At 70.1% G+C, this 16,173-nt stretch carries 14 protein-coding genes; all 14 read left to right on the forward strand.

Annotated features, from left to right (window positions below):
• The first annotated feature begins 4 nt into the window (after window positions 1-4).
• Window positions 5-877: a glycosyltransferase family 2 protein gene (locus OG254_RS42505; protein ID WP_405595531.1), complete on the forward strand. Its 873-nt coding sequence runs from the start codon at window positions 5-7 to the stop codon at window positions 875-877.
• Between the two features lie 97 nt (window positions 878-974).
• Window positions 975-1,904, forward strand: a complete 930-nt coding sequence (locus tag OG254_RS42510) for an ABC transporter permease (RefSeq protein WP_351199817.1) — start codon at window positions 975-977, stop codon at window positions 1,902-1,904.
• Window positions 1,897-2,676, forward strand: coding sequence for an ABC transporter ATP-binding protein (locus tag OG254_RS42515; protein WP_351199815.1), 780 nt, complete (start codon window positions 1,897-1,899; stop codon window positions 2,674-2,676). Before OG254_RS42510 ends, OG254_RS42515 begins: the two co-directional genes overlap by 8 nt.
• A 390-nt stretch (window positions 2,677-3,066) precedes the next feature.
• The gene (gene hpnC, locus OG254_RS42520; protein WP_405592975.1) at window positions 3,067-3,966 is read left to right on the forward strand and encodes a squalene synthase HpnC; all 900 of its coding nucleotides are present in this window, start codon (window positions 3,067-3,069) and stop codon (window positions 3,964-3,966) included.
• Window positions 3,963-4,910 (forward strand): presqualene diphosphate synthase HpnD, encoded by a 948-nt coding sequence (gene hpnD, locus OG254_RS42525; protein WP_351199811.1) that lies wholly within the window; start codon window positions 3,963-3,965, stop codon window positions 4,908-4,910. The genes hpnC and hpnD overlap by 4 nt, the downstream gene beginning before the upstream one ends.
• Window positions 4,910-5,053: a DUF6380 family protein gene (locus tag OG254_RS42530; protein WP_222723909.1), complete on the forward strand. Its 144-nt coding sequence runs from the start codon at window positions 4,910-4,912 to the stop codon at window positions 5,051-5,053. The genes hpnD and OG254_RS42530 overlap by 1 nt, the downstream gene beginning before the upstream one ends.
• On the forward strand, window positions 5,050-6,477 hold the full coding sequence (gene hpnE / locus OG254_RS42535; protein ID WP_405592977.1) for a hydroxysqualene dehydroxylase HpnE: 1,428 nt from the start codon (window positions 5,050-5,052) through the stop codon (window positions 6,475-6,477). Before OG254_RS42530 ends, hpnE begins: the two co-directional genes overlap by 4 nt.
• Window positions 6,478-6,539: 62 nt before the next feature.
• The gene (locus OG254_RS42540) at window positions 6,540-7,613 is read left to right on the forward strand and encodes a polyprenyl synthetase family protein (protein ID WP_405592979.1); all 1,074 of its coding nucleotides are present in this window, start codon (window positions 6,540-6,542) and stop codon (window positions 7,611-7,613) included.
• A gap of 144 nt (window positions 7,614-7,757) precedes the next feature.
• Window positions 7,758-9,773 (forward strand): squalene--hopene cyclase, encoded by a 2,016-nt coding sequence (shc, locus tag OG254_RS42545; RefSeq protein ID WP_405592981.1) that lies wholly within the window; start codon window positions 7,758-7,760, stop codon window positions 9,771-9,773.
• Window positions 9,773-10,414, forward strand: a complete 642-nt coding sequence (locus OG254_RS42550) for a 1-hydroxy-2-methyl-2-butenyl 4-diphosphate reductase (RefSeq protein WP_405592983.1) — start codon at window positions 9,773-9,775, stop codon at window positions 10,412-10,414. The genes shc and OG254_RS42550 overlap by 1 nt, the downstream gene beginning before the upstream one ends.
• 5 nt (window positions 10,415-10,419) lie before the next feature.
• Window positions 10,420-11,442: an adenosyl-hopene transferase HpnH gene (hpnH, locus tag OG254_RS42555; protein ID WP_405592985.1), complete on the forward strand. Its 1,023-nt coding sequence runs from the start codon at window positions 10,420-10,422 to the stop codon at window positions 11,440-11,442.
• Between the two features lie 4 nt (window positions 11,443-11,446).
• Window positions 11,447-12,622 carry a flavodoxin-dependent (E)-4-hydroxy-3-methylbut-2-enyl-diphosphate synthase gene (gene ispG, locus OG254_RS42560; RefSeq protein WP_351199797.1) on the forward strand — a complete coding sequence of 392 codons (1,176 nt, stop codon included), beginning with the start codon at window positions 11,447-11,449 and terminating at the stop codon, window positions 12,620-12,622.
• A gap of 31 nt (window positions 12,623-12,653) precedes the next feature.
• A complete protein-coding gene (gene dxs / locus OG254_RS42565; protein WP_405592987.1) occupies window positions 12,654-14,696 on the forward strand; it encodes a 1-deoxy-D-xylulose-5-phosphate synthase in 2,043 nt (680 codons plus the stop codon).
• Complete coding sequence (locus OG254_RS42570; RefSeq protein ID WP_405592989.1) at window positions 14,693-16,078, forward strand: aspartate aminotransferase family protein; 1,386 nt, start codon at window positions 14,693-14,695, stop codon at window positions 16,076-16,078. Before dxs ends, OG254_RS42570 begins: the two co-directional genes overlap by 4 nt.
• The last annotated feature ends 95 nt before the right edge of the window (window positions 16,079-16,173 follow it).

The raw sequence follows: 16,173 nt of genomic DNA on the forward strand, positions 1-16,173 counted from the left end.
CGGCATGAAGGTCGGCGCGGTCATCATCACCATGGGCAACCGCCCCGACGAACTGCGCGCCCTTCTCGACTCGGTCGCCAAGCAGGACGGCGACACGGTCGACGTGGTCGTGGTCGGCAACGGCTCCCCGGTGCCCGACGTCCCCGAAGGCGTACGCACCGTCGAGCTGCCCGAGAACCTCGGCATCCCCGGTGGCCGCAACGTCGGCATCGAGGCCTTCGGCCCCAGCGGCCGCGATGTCGACATATTGCTCTTCCTCGACGACGACGGCCTCCTCGCCCACCACGACACCGCCGAACTGTGCCGAGAGGCCTTCACGGCCGACCCGAAGCTCGGCATCGTCAGCTTCCGCATCGCCGACCCGGACAACGGCGTCACCCAGCGCCGGCACGTCCCCCGGCTGCGGGCCTCCGACCCGATGCGCTCCTCCCGGGTCACCACCTTCCTCGGCGGCGCCAATGCCGTCCGTACCCAGGTCTTCGCGGAAGTCGGCGGGCTGCCGGACGAATTCTTCTACGCCCACGAGGAAACCGACCTGGCATGGCGGGCCCTCGACGCGGGCTGGATGATCGACTACCGGTCCGACATGGTGCTGTACCACCCGACGACCGCGCCCTCGCGGCACGCGGTCTACCACCGCATGGTCGCCCGCAACCGCGTCTGGCTCGCCCGCCGCAACCTCCCCGCCCCCCTTGTCCCGGTCTATCTCGGCGTCTGGATGCTGCTCACGCTGGCCCGGCGCCCCTCCCGCCCCGCCCTGCGGGCATGGTTCGGCGGATTCCGGGAAGGCTGGACCACCCCGTGCGGTCCCCGCAGGCCCATGAAGTGGCGTACGGTGTGGCGGCTGACTCGACTGGGCCGACCTCCCGTCATCTGACAAGCTCGACCCTGAGAGCGACCAGGCCGTTACCCCGGCCTCAGGTTCATGCCATGCCCGCACAGGCTGAGCATCTCGAAGACGAAAGTTTCAACCGGTGAGTGAGACAACGCAGGACGGCACGGTCGCGGTGAGCGCGCCGCCGTCGCCCGACGAGGGACTGACGGCGACCCAGCTCGCCGAGAAGTACGGGCTGGCCGTGAGCGGCGCCCGACCCTCGCTGTTCGAGTACGTCCGCCAGCTCTGGGACCGGCGGCACTTCATCCTCGCGTTCTCGCGGGCGAAGCTGACCGCCCAGTACAGCCAGGCGAAGCTCGGCCAGCTCTGGCAGGTGGCCACCCCGCTGCTGAACGCGGCCGTGTACTTCTTCATCTTCGGCGTGATCCTCGAGGCCGACCGGGGCATGCCGCGCGAGGTGTACATCCCGTTCCTGGTCACGGGCGTCTTCGTGTTCACCTTCACCCAGAGCTCGGTGATGGCGGGCGTACGCGCGATCTCCGGCAACCTGGGCCTCGTGCGCGCCCTGCACTTCCCGCGCGCCTCGCTGCCGATCTCCTTCGCGCTCCAGCAGCTCCAGCAGCTGCTGTACTCGATGATCGTGCTGTTCGTCGTGGCGATCGGCTTCGGCAGCTACCCGAAGATGAGCTGGGTGCTGATCCTCCCGGTGCTCGCCCTGCAGTTCCTCTTCAACACCGGCCTCGCCCTGATCATGGCCCGCGCCGGCTCCAAGACGCCGGACCTGGCGCAGCTCATGCCGTTCGTGATGCGTACGTGGATGTACGCGTCCGGCGTGATGTTCTCCATCCCGGTCATGCTGAAGAACAAGCCGGAGTGGATCGCCACCGTCCTGCAGTGGAACCCGGCCGCGGTCTACATGGACCTGATGCGCTTCGCCCTCATCGACGGCTACGGCTCCTCCAACCTGCCCGACCACGTCTGGGCGGCCGCGGCCGGCTGGGCCGTGCTGTTCGCGGTCGGTGGTTTCGTGTACTTCTGGAAGGCGGAGGAGAGGTACGGCCGTGGCTGAGCAGAACACCGACTCGCACATCCCCACCGTCATCGCGGACGAGCTGCACATCGTCTACCGCGTCAACGGCGCCAAGAGCGGCAAGGGCAGCGCCACCGCCGCCCTCAGTCGTATCGTCAAGCGCGGCGAGGACCGCGGTGTGCGCAAGGTGCACGCCGTACGGGGCGTCTCCTTCGTCGCCTACCGAGGCGAGGCCATCGGCCTGATCGGCTCCAACGGCTCGGGCAAGTCCACGCTGCTGCGCGCCATCGCCGGCCTGCTCCCGCCGGAGAGCGGCAAGGTCTACACCGACGGCCAGCCCTCGCTGCTCGGCGTGAACGCGGCTCTGATGAACGACCTGACCGGCGAGCGCAACGTCATATTGGGCGGGCTCGCGATGGGCATGACCCGCGAGCAGATCAAGGAGCGCTACCAGCAGATCGTCGACTTCTCCGGCATCAACGAGAAGGGCGACTTCATCACGCTCCCGATGCGCACCTACTCCTCCGGCATGGCGGCCCGGCTGCGCTTCTCCATCGCGGCCGCCAAGGACCACGACGTCCTCATGATCGACGAGGCGCTGGCCACCGGCGACCGCAAGTTCCAAAAGCGCTCCGAGGACCGCATCCGCGAGCTGCGCAAGGAAGCCGGCACCGTCTTCCTCGTCAGCCACAACAACAAGTCGATCCGCGACACCTGCAACCGCGTGCTCTGGCTGGAACGCGGCGAGCTCCGCATGGACGGCCCGACGGACGAGGTCCTCAAGGAGTACGAGAAGTTCACGGGCAAGTAGTCCACACGGACATGGGCCGTGCGGCCCAGACGGCTTCCCACGGCCCCGCCGGAACTGCGCCGGTGGGGCCCGCGTCTGCAAAGGAAACGTCAACTCCGGCTGGCTCCAGGAATCTTGACGTCAATCGGTGTGTTGTTGTGATGTGCAGGACACCCCCACGGGCCACGCTGCGTTGTACAACGTAAGCTGTACCGGTACCGAAACGCGGCAAGTGGGGCGATAAGGCGCGACACCCCTCTCTCCGGGCTGCGGCGCGGACGGCCGGGCGGCGTGTCCGAAATAGTGTGCATTGGGTCGGCGGTGTAGAACGGGAGATGTGACGGCAATGGCTACGGAAACTCCCCAGCTCAACGCATCTGCCTGTGCCGTCCCCACCCCGGGCAGTCCACGGTGACGGGAACCGGCGCGCGCGCCGACGATACGGCGCGCGGCACGCTCGACAAGGCCGCCGCGGAGAACTTCCCCGTGGCGCCGTTCTTCCTGCCCAGGGCCTGGCGGGCAGACCTCATGGCCGTCTACGGCTTCGCCCGCCTCGTCGACGACATCGGCGACGGCGATCTCGCCCCCGGTGGCGCCGACGCCCGACTGCTCGGCGTGTCGGCCGCCGACGCCGAGGACCGCATGGTCCTGCTCGACGCCTTCGAGGCCGACCTGCACCGCGTCTTCGACGGCACCCCCCGCCACCCCCTGCTGCGCGGCCTCCAGCCGACCGTCCGCCGCCGCTCGCTGACCCCCGAGCCCTTCCTCGGCCTGATCGCCGCCAACCGCCAGGACCAGATCGTGCAGCGCTACGAGACCTACGACGATCTCCTTGCCTACTGCGAACTGTCCGCCAACCCGGTCGGCCGACTCGTCCTCGCCGTCACCGGCACCGGTACGCCCGAGCGGATCCGCCTCTCCGACGCGGTGTGCACGGCGCTGCAGATCGTCGAGCACCTCCAGGACGTCGCCGAGGACCTCGGCCGTGACCGGATCTATCTGCCCGCCGAGGACATGAAGCGCTTCCACGTCCAGGAAACCGACCTGAAGGCGAAAACGGCGGGCGCATCGGTGCGCGCACTGGTTGCATACGAAGCCGAACGTGCCCAAACCCTCCTGAATGAAGGCACCCCTCTGGTGGGTAGCGTCCACGGCAGGCTCAAGCTGCTGCTCGCGGGTTTCGTGGCGGGGGGAAGGGCGGCGATCCGAGCGATCGCCGCCGCCGAATACGACGTACTGCCCGGCCCGCCCAAGGCCAGCAAGCTCCAGCTGCTGCGTGAGGTGGGCGTGACTCTGCGAGGAGAGGGGTGATCCGGACCGTGGAGTCTGCACCACTCGCGTCCGCACCGGTACTCGCCGCCTACAGCTACTGCGAGGCCGTCACCGGACAGCAGGCACGGAACTTCGCCTACGGCATCAGACTGCTGCCCACGCCCAAGCGCCGGGCCATGTCGGCGTTGTACGCGTTCTCGCGGCGCGTCGACGACATCGGTGACGGCGCCCTGAGCGTCGACGTCAAGGCCGCCAGGCTCGAGGGCACCCGGGAGCTGCTGACCCGGATCCGTGACCGCGCGGTCGACGAGGACGACACCGACCCCGTGGCCGTCGCCCTCGCCCATGCCGCCGACGCCTTCCCGATCCCGCTCGACGGACTGGACGAGCTGATCGACGGCGTCCTGATGGACGTGCGCGGCGAGACCTACGAGACCTGGGACGACCTGAAGGTCTACTGCCGCTGTGTGGCCGGCGCCATCGGGCGGCTGTCGCTCGGCGTCTTCGGTACCAACCCGGGTGCGCGCGGCGCCGAGCGCGCGCCCGAGTACGCGGACACGCTCGGGCTGGCGCTGCAACTCACCAACATCCTGCGTGACGTCCGCGAGGACGCCGAGGGCGGGCGTACCTATCTGCCCTCCGACGACCTCGCCAAATTCGGCTGCTCGGCCGGCTTCAGCGGGCCGACCCCACCGGAGGGCTCCGACTTCGCGGGCCTCGTGCACTTCGAAGTGCGACGGGCCCGCGCCCTTTTCGCCGAGGGCTACCGGCTGCTCCCCATGCTCGACCGGCGCAGCGGCGCGTGTGTCGCCGCCATGGCCGGCATCTACCGCCGCCTCCTGGACCGCATCGAGCGCGACCCGGAGGCCGTGCTGCGTGGCCGGGTCTCCCTGCCCGGGCGTGAGAAGGCGTACGTCGCGGTGCGCGGCCTGTCCGGTCTGGACGCCCGGCATGTCACCCGAACCGTCAGGAGGCGCGCCTGATGGACATTTCGGCCCAAGGTGATGCCATCGGAGAAAAGTGGCAGGCAACCCTCCGCGGCCCGGCGGCGTCCCTGACTGAGACGACCGGCCGTGCACCGTTCAAGCACCGGCACGGCGGTCGTGCAGGGGAGGGTGCACGATGACCGACGGCACGCGGCCGGGAGAGTCGCTCGCGGACATCCCGAAACGCTCCGGGCGGGACGCCGTCGTGATCGGCGGCGGGCTCGCCGGAATCACCACCGCGCTCGCGCTCGCCGACGCCGGAGTGCGCGTCACCCTGGTCGAGGGCAGGCCGAGGCTGGGTGGCCTGGCCTTCTCCTTCCAGCGCGGCGACCTGACCGTCGACAACGGACAGCACGTGTACCTGCGCTGCTGCACCGCCTACCGCTGGTTCCTCGACCGGATCGAGGGGACGGCGCTGGCGCCGCTGCAGGACCGGCTGGACGTGCCCGTGCTCGACCTGGCGCGGCCCGAGGGCCGACGGCTCGGCAGGCTGCGGCGCGACGCGCTGCCCGTACCCCTGCACCTGGGCCGGAGCCTCGCGACCTATCCGCATCTGTCTCTCGCCGAACGCGCCAAGGTCGGGCGTGCCGCGCTCGCGCTCAAGGGGCTCGACCTCGCCGATCCGACCCTGGACACCCAGGACTTCGGCAGCTGGCTGACCGCGCACGGTCAGTCGGCGCGTGCCATCGAGGCCCTGTGGGACCTGGTCGGGGTCGCCACCCTCAACGCGGTCGCGGGCGACGCCTCGCTGGGGCTCGCCGCGATGGTGTTCAAGACCGGTCTGCTGTCCGACCCGGGCGCGGCCGACATCGGATGGGCGCGCGTCCCGCTGGGCGAACTGCATGACCGGCTGGCCCGCAAGGCGCTCGACTCCGCGGGCGTCCGCACCGAAGTCCGAACACGAGTCACCTCCATCTCTACTGACGAGAACGGACGTTGGAGCGTTCAGGTTCCCGGCGAGACGCTCAAGGCCGACGCGGTCGTGCTCGCCGTCGCCCAGCGCGAGGCGTACGACCTGCTGCCCGAGGGCGCCCTCGACGCCCCCGAACAGCTGCTGGAGATCGGCACCGCCCCGATCCTCAACGTGCATGTGGTGTACGACCGGAAAGTGCTCAGCAGGCCGTTCTTCACGGCCCTCGGCAGCCCGGTCCAGTGGGTGTTCGACCGCACCGACGCCTCCGGGCTCAGGGAGGGGCAGTACCTCGCCCTGTCCCAGTCGGCCGCGCAGGACGAGATCGACGAACCCGTCGCGGCCCTGCGGGAGCGGTATCTGCCCGAACTGGAGCGGCTGTTGCCCAGGGCGCGCGGCGCCGAAGTGAAGGACTTCTTCGTGACCCGGGAGCGCACCGCGACGTTCGCTCCCACCCCCGGTGTCGGACGGCTGCGGCCCGGCGCCCGTACCAAGGCATCCGGCCTGTACCTGGCCGGAGCGTGGACCGCCACAGGGTGGCCCGCGACCATGGAGAGTGCGGTCCGCAGCGGCGTGAGTGCGGCCGAAGCCGCGCTGAGCGCCCTGGGCCGGCCCCGCCCCAGCCACCTCTTCGACGTAGAGGAGGCGGCGTGATGCTGAACCAGCGCTCGGAGGCAGGCTCCCGCACCCCCGGTACCGCAACAAGAGGAGAGACTGTGCCCACTGTGCCCCCGGCCTCGAAGGCCGCTCGAGAGACCGCGGTGGACGTGGCCGCGCTCCTGGAGCGCGGTAGGACCCTGACCACACCGGTCCTGCGGGCGGCCGTCGACCGCCTGGCTCCTCCCATGGACACCGTTTCCGCCTACCACTTCGGCTGGATCGACGCCGACGGCAGGCCCACGGCCGGCGACGGCGGCAAGGCCGTACGCCCCGCCCTCGCGCTCCTGTCCGCCGAGGTCACCGGCGCCGCGCCCGAGGTCGGCATCCCGGGCGCCGTCGCCGTCGAGCTGGTGCACAACTTCTCGCTGCTGCACGACGACCTCATGGACGGCGACGAGCAGCGCCGGCACCGCGACACGGTGTGGAAGGTGCACGGCCCCGCCCAGGCCATCCTCGTCGGCGACGCCATGTTCGCGCTGGCCAACGAGGTGCTGCTGGAGCTCGGCACCGTCGCGGCCGGCCGCGCCACGCGCCGTCTGGCCACCGCCACCCGCGCCCTCATCGACGGCCAGGCCCAGGACATCTCCTACGAGCACCGCGACCGCGTCAGCGTCGAGGAGTGCCTGGAGATGGAGGGCAACAAGACCGGCGCCCTGATCGCCAGTGCCAGCTCCATCGGCGCGGTGCTCGCTGACGCGGACGACCACACCGCCGACACCCTGGAGAAGTACGGCTACCACCTGGGCCTCGCCTTCCAGGCCGTCGACGACCTGCTCGGCATCTGGGGCGACCCGGTCTCCACCGGCAAGCAGACCTGGAGCGACCTGCGCCAGCGCAAGAAGTCCCTGCCGGTCGTGGCCGCGCTCGCGGCGGGCGGTTCCGCCTCCGAGCGGCTCGGCGAGATCCTCGCCGCCGACGCCAAGAGCAGCGACTTCGAGAACTTCTCCGAGGAGGAGTTCGCCGCCCGCGCCGCCCTCATCGAGGAGGCGGGCGGCCGTGAGTGGACCGCCGGGGAGGCGCGTCGCCAGCACGCCGTCGCCGTCGAGGCCCTCGACGCCGTCGACATGCCCGACCGGGTGCGGGCACAGTTCACGGCGCTCGCCGACTTCGTCGTCGTACGAAAGAGATGATCACCACCGGGCGAAAAGAGATGATCAGTATCGGTCGAATAGCCCTCGCGTAGTCGCCGGTCGGTGCAGCTGGAAGGAGCGCACCGGCCGACGGCGGACCCGCAGCAGACGCACTACCCAGTAGCACTGCACGAAGGGGAAGCCATGACAGCGACGACCGACGGAAGCACCGGGGCGCTGCCGCCCCGGGCAGCCGCGGCCAGCGACACCGACAGCGAGATCCCCGTGGCGGCCGGGGTGCACCGAGCCGCCGCAGGCGCGGTCCGGCGCGCCACCGACTTCCTGCTGGCGAAGCAGGACGCCCAGGGCTGGTGGAAGGGCGACCTCGAGACGAACGTCACCATGGACGCCGAGGACCTGCTGCTCCGTCAGTTCCTGGGCATCCGCGACGAGAAGACCACCCGGGCCGCCGCGCTCTTCATCCGTGGCGAGCAGCGCGAGGACGGCACCTGGGGCACCTTCTACGGCGCGCCCGGCGAGCTCTCCGCCACCATCGAGGCGTACGTCGCCCTCCGCCTGGCCGGCGACGCGCCCGACGACCCGCACATGGCCAAGGCCTCCGCCTGGATCCGCGAGCAGGGCGGCATCGCCGCCGCCCGGGTCTTCACCCGGATCTGGCTGGCCCTGTTCGGCTGGTGGAAGTGGGAGGACCTGCCCGAACTCCCGCCGGAGCTCATCTACTTCCCCAAGTGGGTCCCGCTCAACATCTACGACTTCGGCTGCTGGGCCCGGCAGACCATCGTCCCGCTGACGATCGTCTCCGCCAAGCGCCCCGTTCGTCCCGCGCCCTTCCCGCTCGACGAACTGCACACCGACCCGGCCCGCCCCAATCCCCTCAAGCCCCTTGCCCCGGCGGCGAGTTGGGACGGCGCCTTCCAACGGCTCGACAAGGCGCTGCACCGGCTGCGCAAGGTCGCGCCGCGCGGCCTGCGTAGAGCGGCCATGAACAGCGCCGCGCGCTGGATCATCGAGCGGCAGGAGAACGACGGCTGCTGGGGCGGCATCCAGCCCCCGGCGGTGTACTCGATCATCGCGCTGCACCTGCTCGGCTACGACCTCGAACACCCCGTGATGCGCGAGGGGTTGGCATCGCTGGACCGTTTCGCCATCTGGCGCGAGGACGGGGCCCGGATGATCGAGGCCTGCCAGTCGCCGGTCTGGGACACCTGCCTCGCCACCATCGCGCTCGTGGACGCCGGAGTGCCCGCCGATCATCCGCAGCTCGTCAAGGCGGCCGACTGGATGCTGGGCGAGGAGATCGTCCGGCCCGGTGACTGGGCGGTCAAGCGGCCCCAACTGCCCCCGGGCGGCTGGGCGTTCGAGTTCCACAACGACAACTACCCCGACATCGACGACACCGCCGAGGTGGTCCTCGCGCTGCGCCGGGTCAGGCATCACGACCCGGAGCGGGTGGAGAAGGCGATCGGCCGCGGGGTGCGCTGGAACCTCGGGATGCAGTCGAGGAACGGGGCGTGGGGCGCCTTCGACGTCGACAACACCAGCCCGTTCCCCAACCGGCTGCCGTTCTGCGACTTCGGCGAGGTCATCGACCCGCCGTCGGCGGACGTCACCGCGCACGTCGTCGAGATGCTCGCGGTCGAGGGCCTCGCCCACGACCCCCGCACCCGGCGCGGCATCCGCTGGCTGCTCGCCGAGCAGGAACCGGACGGCTCGTGGTTCGGGCGCTGGGGCGTGAACTACGTCTACGGCACCGGGTCGGTCGTCCCGGCGCTGGTGGCCGCCGGCATGCCGGGCTCGCACCCCGCGATCCGCCGCGCCGTGAGCTGGCTGGAGTCCGTCCAGAACGACGACGGCGGCTGGGGCGAGGACCTGCGCTCCTACAGGTACGTCAAGGAGTGGAGCGGCAAGGGCGCCTCGACCGCCTCGCAGACCGCGTGGGCGCTGATGGCGCTGCTGGCCGCGGGGGAGAAGGACTCCAAGGCCGTCGAGCGGGGCGTCGAGTGGCTCGCGGCCACCCAGCTGGAGGACGGCTCCTGGGACGAGCCGTACTTCACCGGCACCGGGTTCCCGTGGGACTTCTCCATCAACTACCACCTCTACCGCCAGGTCTTCCCACTGACCGCGCTCGGCCGGTACGTCCACGGCGAGCCCTTCGCGGAGAAGCCCCAGGCACCTCTCGTCGAGGCCAGGGTGAGCTGATGAGCCCACAGCCCGCCCCGGCCCCGCTGCTGATCGCCTGCGCGCTCGGCATCGAGCAGTTCGCCCTGCGCACGAGCGAGCGCGGCGGGGCGGGCGGGCCGGTCACCGTGCTCCGTACGGGCATGGGGCCGAAGGCCGCCGAGCGCTCCGTCACCCGGGTGCTGGCCGATCCGGCCCTCAGCGGGGCCGCCGTGCTCGCCACCGGCTTCTGCGCGGGGCTCGCCCCCGGAATGCACCCCGGCGATCTGGTGGTCGCCGAGGAGACCCGGGATCCGGCGGGAACCGTTCCGTGCGTGGGAACCGACCTACTCGTCAAAGAACTCGTGCGGACCGTCCCGGGCCGCACCGTCCACACCGGACCGCTCACCGGCTCGGATCATGTCGTCCGAGGTCAGGAACGGTCCGATCTGCTCGCGACCGGCGCAATCGCGGTCGACATGGAGTCCGCGGTCACGCTCCTGAGCGCCGTGCGCACGGGCGAGCGCCCGGTTGCGGCCGTCCGGGTGGTCGTGGACGCTCCAGAACATGAACTCGTCCGGATCGGCACGTTGCGCGGTGGAATATCAGCTTTCCACGTCCTTCGTACCGTTCTACCTGCATTCTACGAATGGCACCGTTCTTTGTTGCTCCCCAGGAGGTGAGCCAGATGGCCATGCCGCTGCGTCAGTCCATCAAGGTCGCTACTTACTTGGCCGAACAGAAGCTCCGCAGGCGGGACAAGTTCCCGCTGATCGTCGAGCTGGAACCGCTCTTCGCGTGCAACCTCAAGTGCGAGGGCTGCGGCAAGATCCAGCACCCGGCCGGAGTCCTGAAGCAGCGCATGCCGGTGGCCCAGGCCGTGGGTGCGGTGCTCGAATCCGGTGCGCCGATGGTCTCCATCGCCGGCGGTGAGCCGCTGATGCACCCGCAGATCGACGAGATCGTGCGGCAGCTGGTGGCCAAGCGGAAGTACGTCTTCCTGTGCACCAACGCCCTGCTGATGCGCAAGAAGATGGACAAGTTCAAGCCCTCGCCCTACTTCGCCTTCGCCGTGCACATCGACGGCCTGCGCGAGCGCCACGACGAGTCCGTGGCCAAGGAGGGCGTGTTCGACGAGGCGGTCGAGGCGATGAAGGAGGCCAAGCGGCGCGGCTTCCGGGTCACCACCAACTCGACCTTCTTCAACACCGACACCCCGCAGACCATCATCGAGGTGCTCAACTTCCTCAACGACGACCTCAAGGTCGACGAGATGATGATCTCGCCCGCCTACGCCTACGAGAAGGCCCCCGACCAGGAGCACTTCCTCGGCGTCGAGCAGACCCGCGAGCTGTTCAAGAAGGCCTTCGCGGGCGGCAACCGCCGCAAGTGGCGGCTCAACCACTCGCCGCTGTTCCTCGACTTCCTCGAGGGCAAGGTCGACTTCCCGTGCACCGCGTGGGCGATCCCGAACTACTCCCTGTTCGGCTGGCAGCGCCCCTGCTACCTGATGAGCGACGGCTACGTCCCGACGTACCGCGAGCTCATCGAGGAGACCGACTGGGACAAGTACGGCCGCGGCAAGGACCCGCGCTGCGCCAACTGCATGGCGCACTGCGGCTACGAGCCCACCGCCGTCCTCGCCACGATGGGATCGCTCAAGGAGTCGCTGCGCGCCATGCGCGAGACGGTCTCCGGAAACCGGGAGTGACGCCATGACCGCCATCTCCTTGGGCGTCCCCGAGGTACCGGTCCGGCCGGTCGCCGAGCGACGTGTGTCGCGGCAGATCCAGGTCGGCCCGGTGGCGGTCGGGGGCGGTGCCCCGGTGTCGGTGCAGTCGATGACGACGACCCGTACGTCCGACATCGGCGCCACCTTGCAGCAGATCGCGGAGCTGACGGCGTCCGGCTGCCAGATCGTGCGGGTCGCCTGCCCGACGCAGGACGACGCGGACGCGCTCGCGACCATCGCCCGCAAGTCCCAGATCCCGGTGATCGCGGACATTCACTTCCAGCCGAAGTACGTGTTCGCGGCGATCGAGGCGGGCTGTGCGGCCGTACGCGTCAATCCGGGGAACATCAAGCAGTTCGACGACAAGGTCAAGGAGATCGCGCGGGCCGCCAAGGACCACGGCACTCCGATCCGCATCGGCGTCAACGCGGGGTCGCTCGACAAGCGGCTGCTGCAGAAGTACGGCAAGGCCACGCCGGAGGCGCTCGTGGAGAGCGCGCTGTGGGAGGCGTCGCTGTTCGAGGAGCACGACTTCCGGGACATCAAGATCTCGGTGAAGCACAACGACCCGGTCGTGATGATCGAGGCGTACCGCCAGCTCGCGGCCCAGAGCGACTACCCGCTGCACCTCGGCGTGACCGAGGCGGGCCCCGCCTTCCAGGGCACGATCAAGTCGGCCGTCGCCTTCGGGGCGCTGCTCTCGCAGGGCATCGGCGACACGATCCGGGTGTCGCTGAGCGCTCCGCCCGCAGAGGAGGTCAAGGTCGGCATCCAGATCCTGGAGTCGCTGAATCTCAAGCAGCGGCGCCTGGAGATCGTCTCCTGCCCGTCGTGCGGGCGGGCCCAGGTCGACGTCTACAAGCTGGCCGACGAGGTCACCGCCGGCCTGGAAGGCATGGAAGTGCCGTTGCGGGTGGCCGTCATGGGCTGTGTGGTCAACGGCCCCGGCGAGGCACGGGAGGCCGACCTCGGGGTCGCCTCCGGCAACGGCAAGGGACAGATCTTCGTCAAGGGCGAGGTCATCAAGACCGTCCCCGAGTCGAAGATCGTCGAGACGCTGATCGAAGAGGCGATGAAGATCGCCGAGCAGATGGAGCAGGACGGGGCCGCATCGGGCGCCCCCACCGTCGCGGGGAAACCGGCAGTGACTGTGAGTTGAAGCAAGGCACGGACCGAGAGGGGGCCCGAGCGTGACGATTCTGGAGAGCATCCGTGGACCACGCGACCTGAAGGCGCTGTCCGAGGCGGAACTCGGTGAACTGTCCGACGAGATCCGGGAGTTCCTGGTGCACGCGGTCGCCAGGACCGGCGGCCATCTCGGGCCCAACCTGGGGGTGGTGGAACTGTCCATCGCGCTCCACCGGGTCTTCGAGTCACCGGTCGACCGCATCGTCTGGGACACCGGTCACCAGAGCTACGTGCACAAGCTGCTGACGGGGCGGCAGGACTTCTCCAAGCTGCGCGGCAAGGGCGGCCTGTCCGGCTACCCCTCGCGCGAGGAGTCCGAGCACGACATCGTCGAGAACAGCCACGCCTCCACGGCGCTGGGCTGGGCCGACGGGCTCGCCAAGGCCCGTCAGGTGCAGGGGGAGAAGGGACACGTCGTCGCGGTGATCGGCGACGGGGCGCTGACCGGCGGCATGGCCTGGGAGGCGCTCAACAACATCGCGGCGGCCAAGGACCGGCCGCTGATCATCGTCGTCAACGACAACGAGCGGTCGTACGCGCCGACCATCGGCGGCCTCGCCAACCACCTGGCCACCCTGCGCACGACCGACAGCTACGAGCGGATTCTGGCCTGGGGGAAGGACGTACTCCAGCACACGCCCGTCGTCGGCAACACCGTCTACGAGGCCCTGCACGGAGCGAAGAAGGGCTTCAAGGACGCGTTCGCGCCGCAGGGGCTCTTCGAGGATCTGGGGCTGAAGTACGTCGGTCCGATCGACGGGCACGACATCGGGGCCGTCGAGTCCGCGCTGCGGCGGGCCAAGCGCTTCCACGGGCCCGTACTGATCCACTGCCTCACGGAGAAGGGGCGCGGCTACGAACCCGCCCTTGCCCATGAGGAGGACCACTTCCACACCGTCGGTGTGATGGACCCGCTGACCTGCGAGCCGCTCGCGCCGTCGGGCGGGCCGTCCTGGACGTCGGTGTTCGGCGACGAGATCGTGCGGATCGGGGAGGAGCGGGAGGACGTCGTGGCGATCACGGCGGCCATGCTGCACCCGGTCGGGCTCGGCAAGTTCGCGGAACGGTTCCCCGACCGGGTCTGGGACGTGGGGATCGCCGAGCAGCACGCGGCCGTGTCGGCGGCGGGGCTCGCGACGGGCGGGCTGCATCCGGTCGTGGCCATCTACGCCACGTTCCTCAACCGTGCCTTCGACCAGCTGCTGATGGACATCGCGCTGCACCGCTGCGGAGTGACGTTCGTGCTGGACCGGGCCGGCGTCACCGGCGCCGACGGAGCGTCCCACAACGGCATGTGGGACATGTCGATCCTCCAGGTCGTCCCCGGCCTCCGGATCGCCGCCCCGCGCGACGCCGACCAGCTGCGGGCGCAGCTGCGCGAGGCCGTGGCCTGCGACGACGCTCCGACGCTCGTACGGTTCCCGAAGGAGTCGGTCGGGCCGACGATCCCGGCGGTCGACCGGGTGGGCGGGCTCGACGTGCTGCACCGCGACGCCGGTGAGCCGGACGTCCTGCTCGTCGCCGTCGGCGTGATGGCCCCGGTGTGCCTCCAGGCGGCCGAGCTGCTCCAGGCCCGCGGGATCAACTGCACGGTCGTCGACCCGAGATGGGTCAAGCCCGTCGACCCCGCGCTCGCGCCCCTCGCCGCACAGCACCGGATGGTGGCCGTCGTCGAGGACAACAGCCGCTCGTCGGGAGTCGGTGCGGCCGTCGCGCTGGCGCTGTGCGATGCCGACGTCGACGTGCCCGTGAGGCGGTTCGGCATCCCGGAGCAGTTCCTCGCGCACGCCAAGCGGGGCGAGGTGCTGGCCGACATCGGGCTCACACCCGTGGAGGTCGCCGGACGGATCAGCGCGAGCCTCGCCCTGAAGGAGGCCGAGGGGAGCCTGGCCGGCCCGGAGCAGGCCGGCGGCAGCCGCGACGGGCGTAGCGGCAGCCGTGATGGGCGTAGCGGCAGCCGTGACGGGCGTACCGGCAGCCGTGACGGGCGTACCGGCAGCCGTGACGGTCGTAAGGTCGCGTCAGTCAAGGAGAAAGCCGAATGACCACGGAGTTCGACCTCGGCCGCCTCCTGGCCGAGCGCGGAGCCGAGCGGTACGAGCTGCACACGAAGTACCTCAACCACCAGCTCCCGCGCATGCTGCACACCATCGGCTTCGACAAGGTCTACGAGCGGGCCGAGGGCGCGTACTTCTGGGACGCGGACGGCGACGACTACCTGGACATGCTCGCCGGGTTCGGGGTGATGGGCCTGGGGCGCCACCACCCCGTCGTCCGCAAGGCGCTGCACGACGTCCTCGACGCCGGCCTCGCCGACCTCACCCGCTTCGACTGCCAGCCGCTGCCCGGGCTGCTGGCGGAGAAGCTGCTGGCGCACAGCCCGCACCTGGACCGGGTGTTCTTCGGGAACAGCGGTACGGAGGCGGTGGAGACGGCGCTGAAGTTCGCGCGGTTCGTCACCGGGAAGCCGCGCGTCCTGTACTGCGACCATGCCTTTCACGGGCTGACCACGGGCTCGCTGTCGGTGAACGGCGAGTCCGGCTTCCGGGACGGCTTCGCCCCGCTGCTGCCCGACACGGCCGTACCGCTCGGTGATCTCGACGCGCTGGCGCGAGAGCTGAAGAAGGGCGACGTGGCCGCCCTGATCGTCGAGCCGATCCAGGGCAAGGGCGTGCACGAGGCCCCGCCCGGCTATCTGCGGGCCGCCCAGGAGCTGCTGCACAAGCACAAGGCGCTGCTCATCGCCGACGAGGTGCAGACGGGACTTGGCCGGACCGGTGACTTCTACGCCTACCAGCACGAGGACGGTGTCGAGCCGGACCTTGTGTGCGTGGCCAAGGCGCTCTCCGGGGGCTATGTACCGGTGGGCGCCACGCTCGGCAAGGACTGGATCTTCAAGAAGGTCTACTCGTCCATGGACCGTGTGCTGGTCCACTCGGCGAGCTTCGGGTCCAACGCGCAGGCCATGGCGGCCGGGCTCGCCGTCCTGTCCGTCATGGAGAACGAGCAGATCGTCGCGAACGCGCGGGCGACCGGGGAGCAGCTGAAGGCCCGGCTCGCGGCGCTGACCGACAAGTACGAGCTGCTCGCCGACGTCCGCGGCCGGGGACTGATGATCGGCATCGAGTTCGGCAGGCCCGACTCGCTGAAGCTGCGCGGCCGCTGGACCATGCTCCAGGCCGCGCGCAAGGGCCTGTTCGCGCAGATGGTCGTCGTTCCGCTGCTGCGGCGGCACCGGATCCTCACCCAGGTGTCCGGCGATCACCTGGAGGTGATCAAGCTGATCCCGCCGCTTGTCATCGGGGAGCGGGAGGTGGAGCGGTTCGTCGACGCCTTCACCGATGTGATGGACGACGCGCACAGCGGTGGCGGGCTGATGTGGGACTTCGGAAAGACGCTGATCAAGCAGGCGGTCGCCAACCGGTGAGGTCCGGGGCCGTCGATGGGGCGGCCCTCGGGGCGGCCTTTGGGGCGGTCCTTGGGCTATTTTGCCTCTGAGGCAAGAAACTTGCCGCAGAGGCA

It is taken from the genome of Streptomyces sp. NBC_01092, assembly GCF_045039535.1.
GTDB lineage: Bacteria > Actinomycetota > Actinomycetes > Streptomycetales > Streptomycetaceae > Streptomyces.

Bases quoted from the DNA above. Each gene is read 5' to 3' on its own strand.
- OG254_RS42570 (WP_405592989.1), top strand. From the start codon at position 14,693: ATGACCACGGAGTTCGACCTCGGCCGCCTCCTGGCCGAGCGCGGAGCC.
- OG254_RS42550 (WP_405592983.1), top strand. From the start codon at position 9,773: ATGAGCCCACAGCCCGCCCCGGCCCCGCTGCTGATCGCCTGCGCGCTC.
- OG254_RS42505 (WP_405595531.1), top strand. From the start codon at position 5: ATGAAGGTCGGCGCGGTCATCATCACCATGGGCAACCGCCCCGACGAA.
- shc (WP_405592981.1), top strand. From the start codon at position 7,758: ATGACAGCGACGACCGACGGAAGCACCGGGGCGCTGCCGCCCCGGGCA.
- ispG (WP_351199797.1), top strand. From the start codon at position 11,447: ATGACCGCCATCTCCTTGGGCGTCCCCGAGGTACCGGTCCGGCCGGTC.
- hpnH (WP_405592985.1), top strand. From the start codon at position 10,420: ATGGCCATGCCGCTGCGTCAGTCCATCAAGGTCGCTACTTACTTGGCC.
- hpnE (WP_405592977.1), top strand. From the start codon at position 5,050: ATGACCGACGGCACGCGGCCGGGAGAGTCGCTCGCGGACATCCCGAAA.
- OG254_RS42530 (WP_222723909.1), top strand. From the start codon at position 4,910: ATGGACATTTCGGCCCAAGGTGATGCCATCGGAGAAAAGTGGCAGGCA.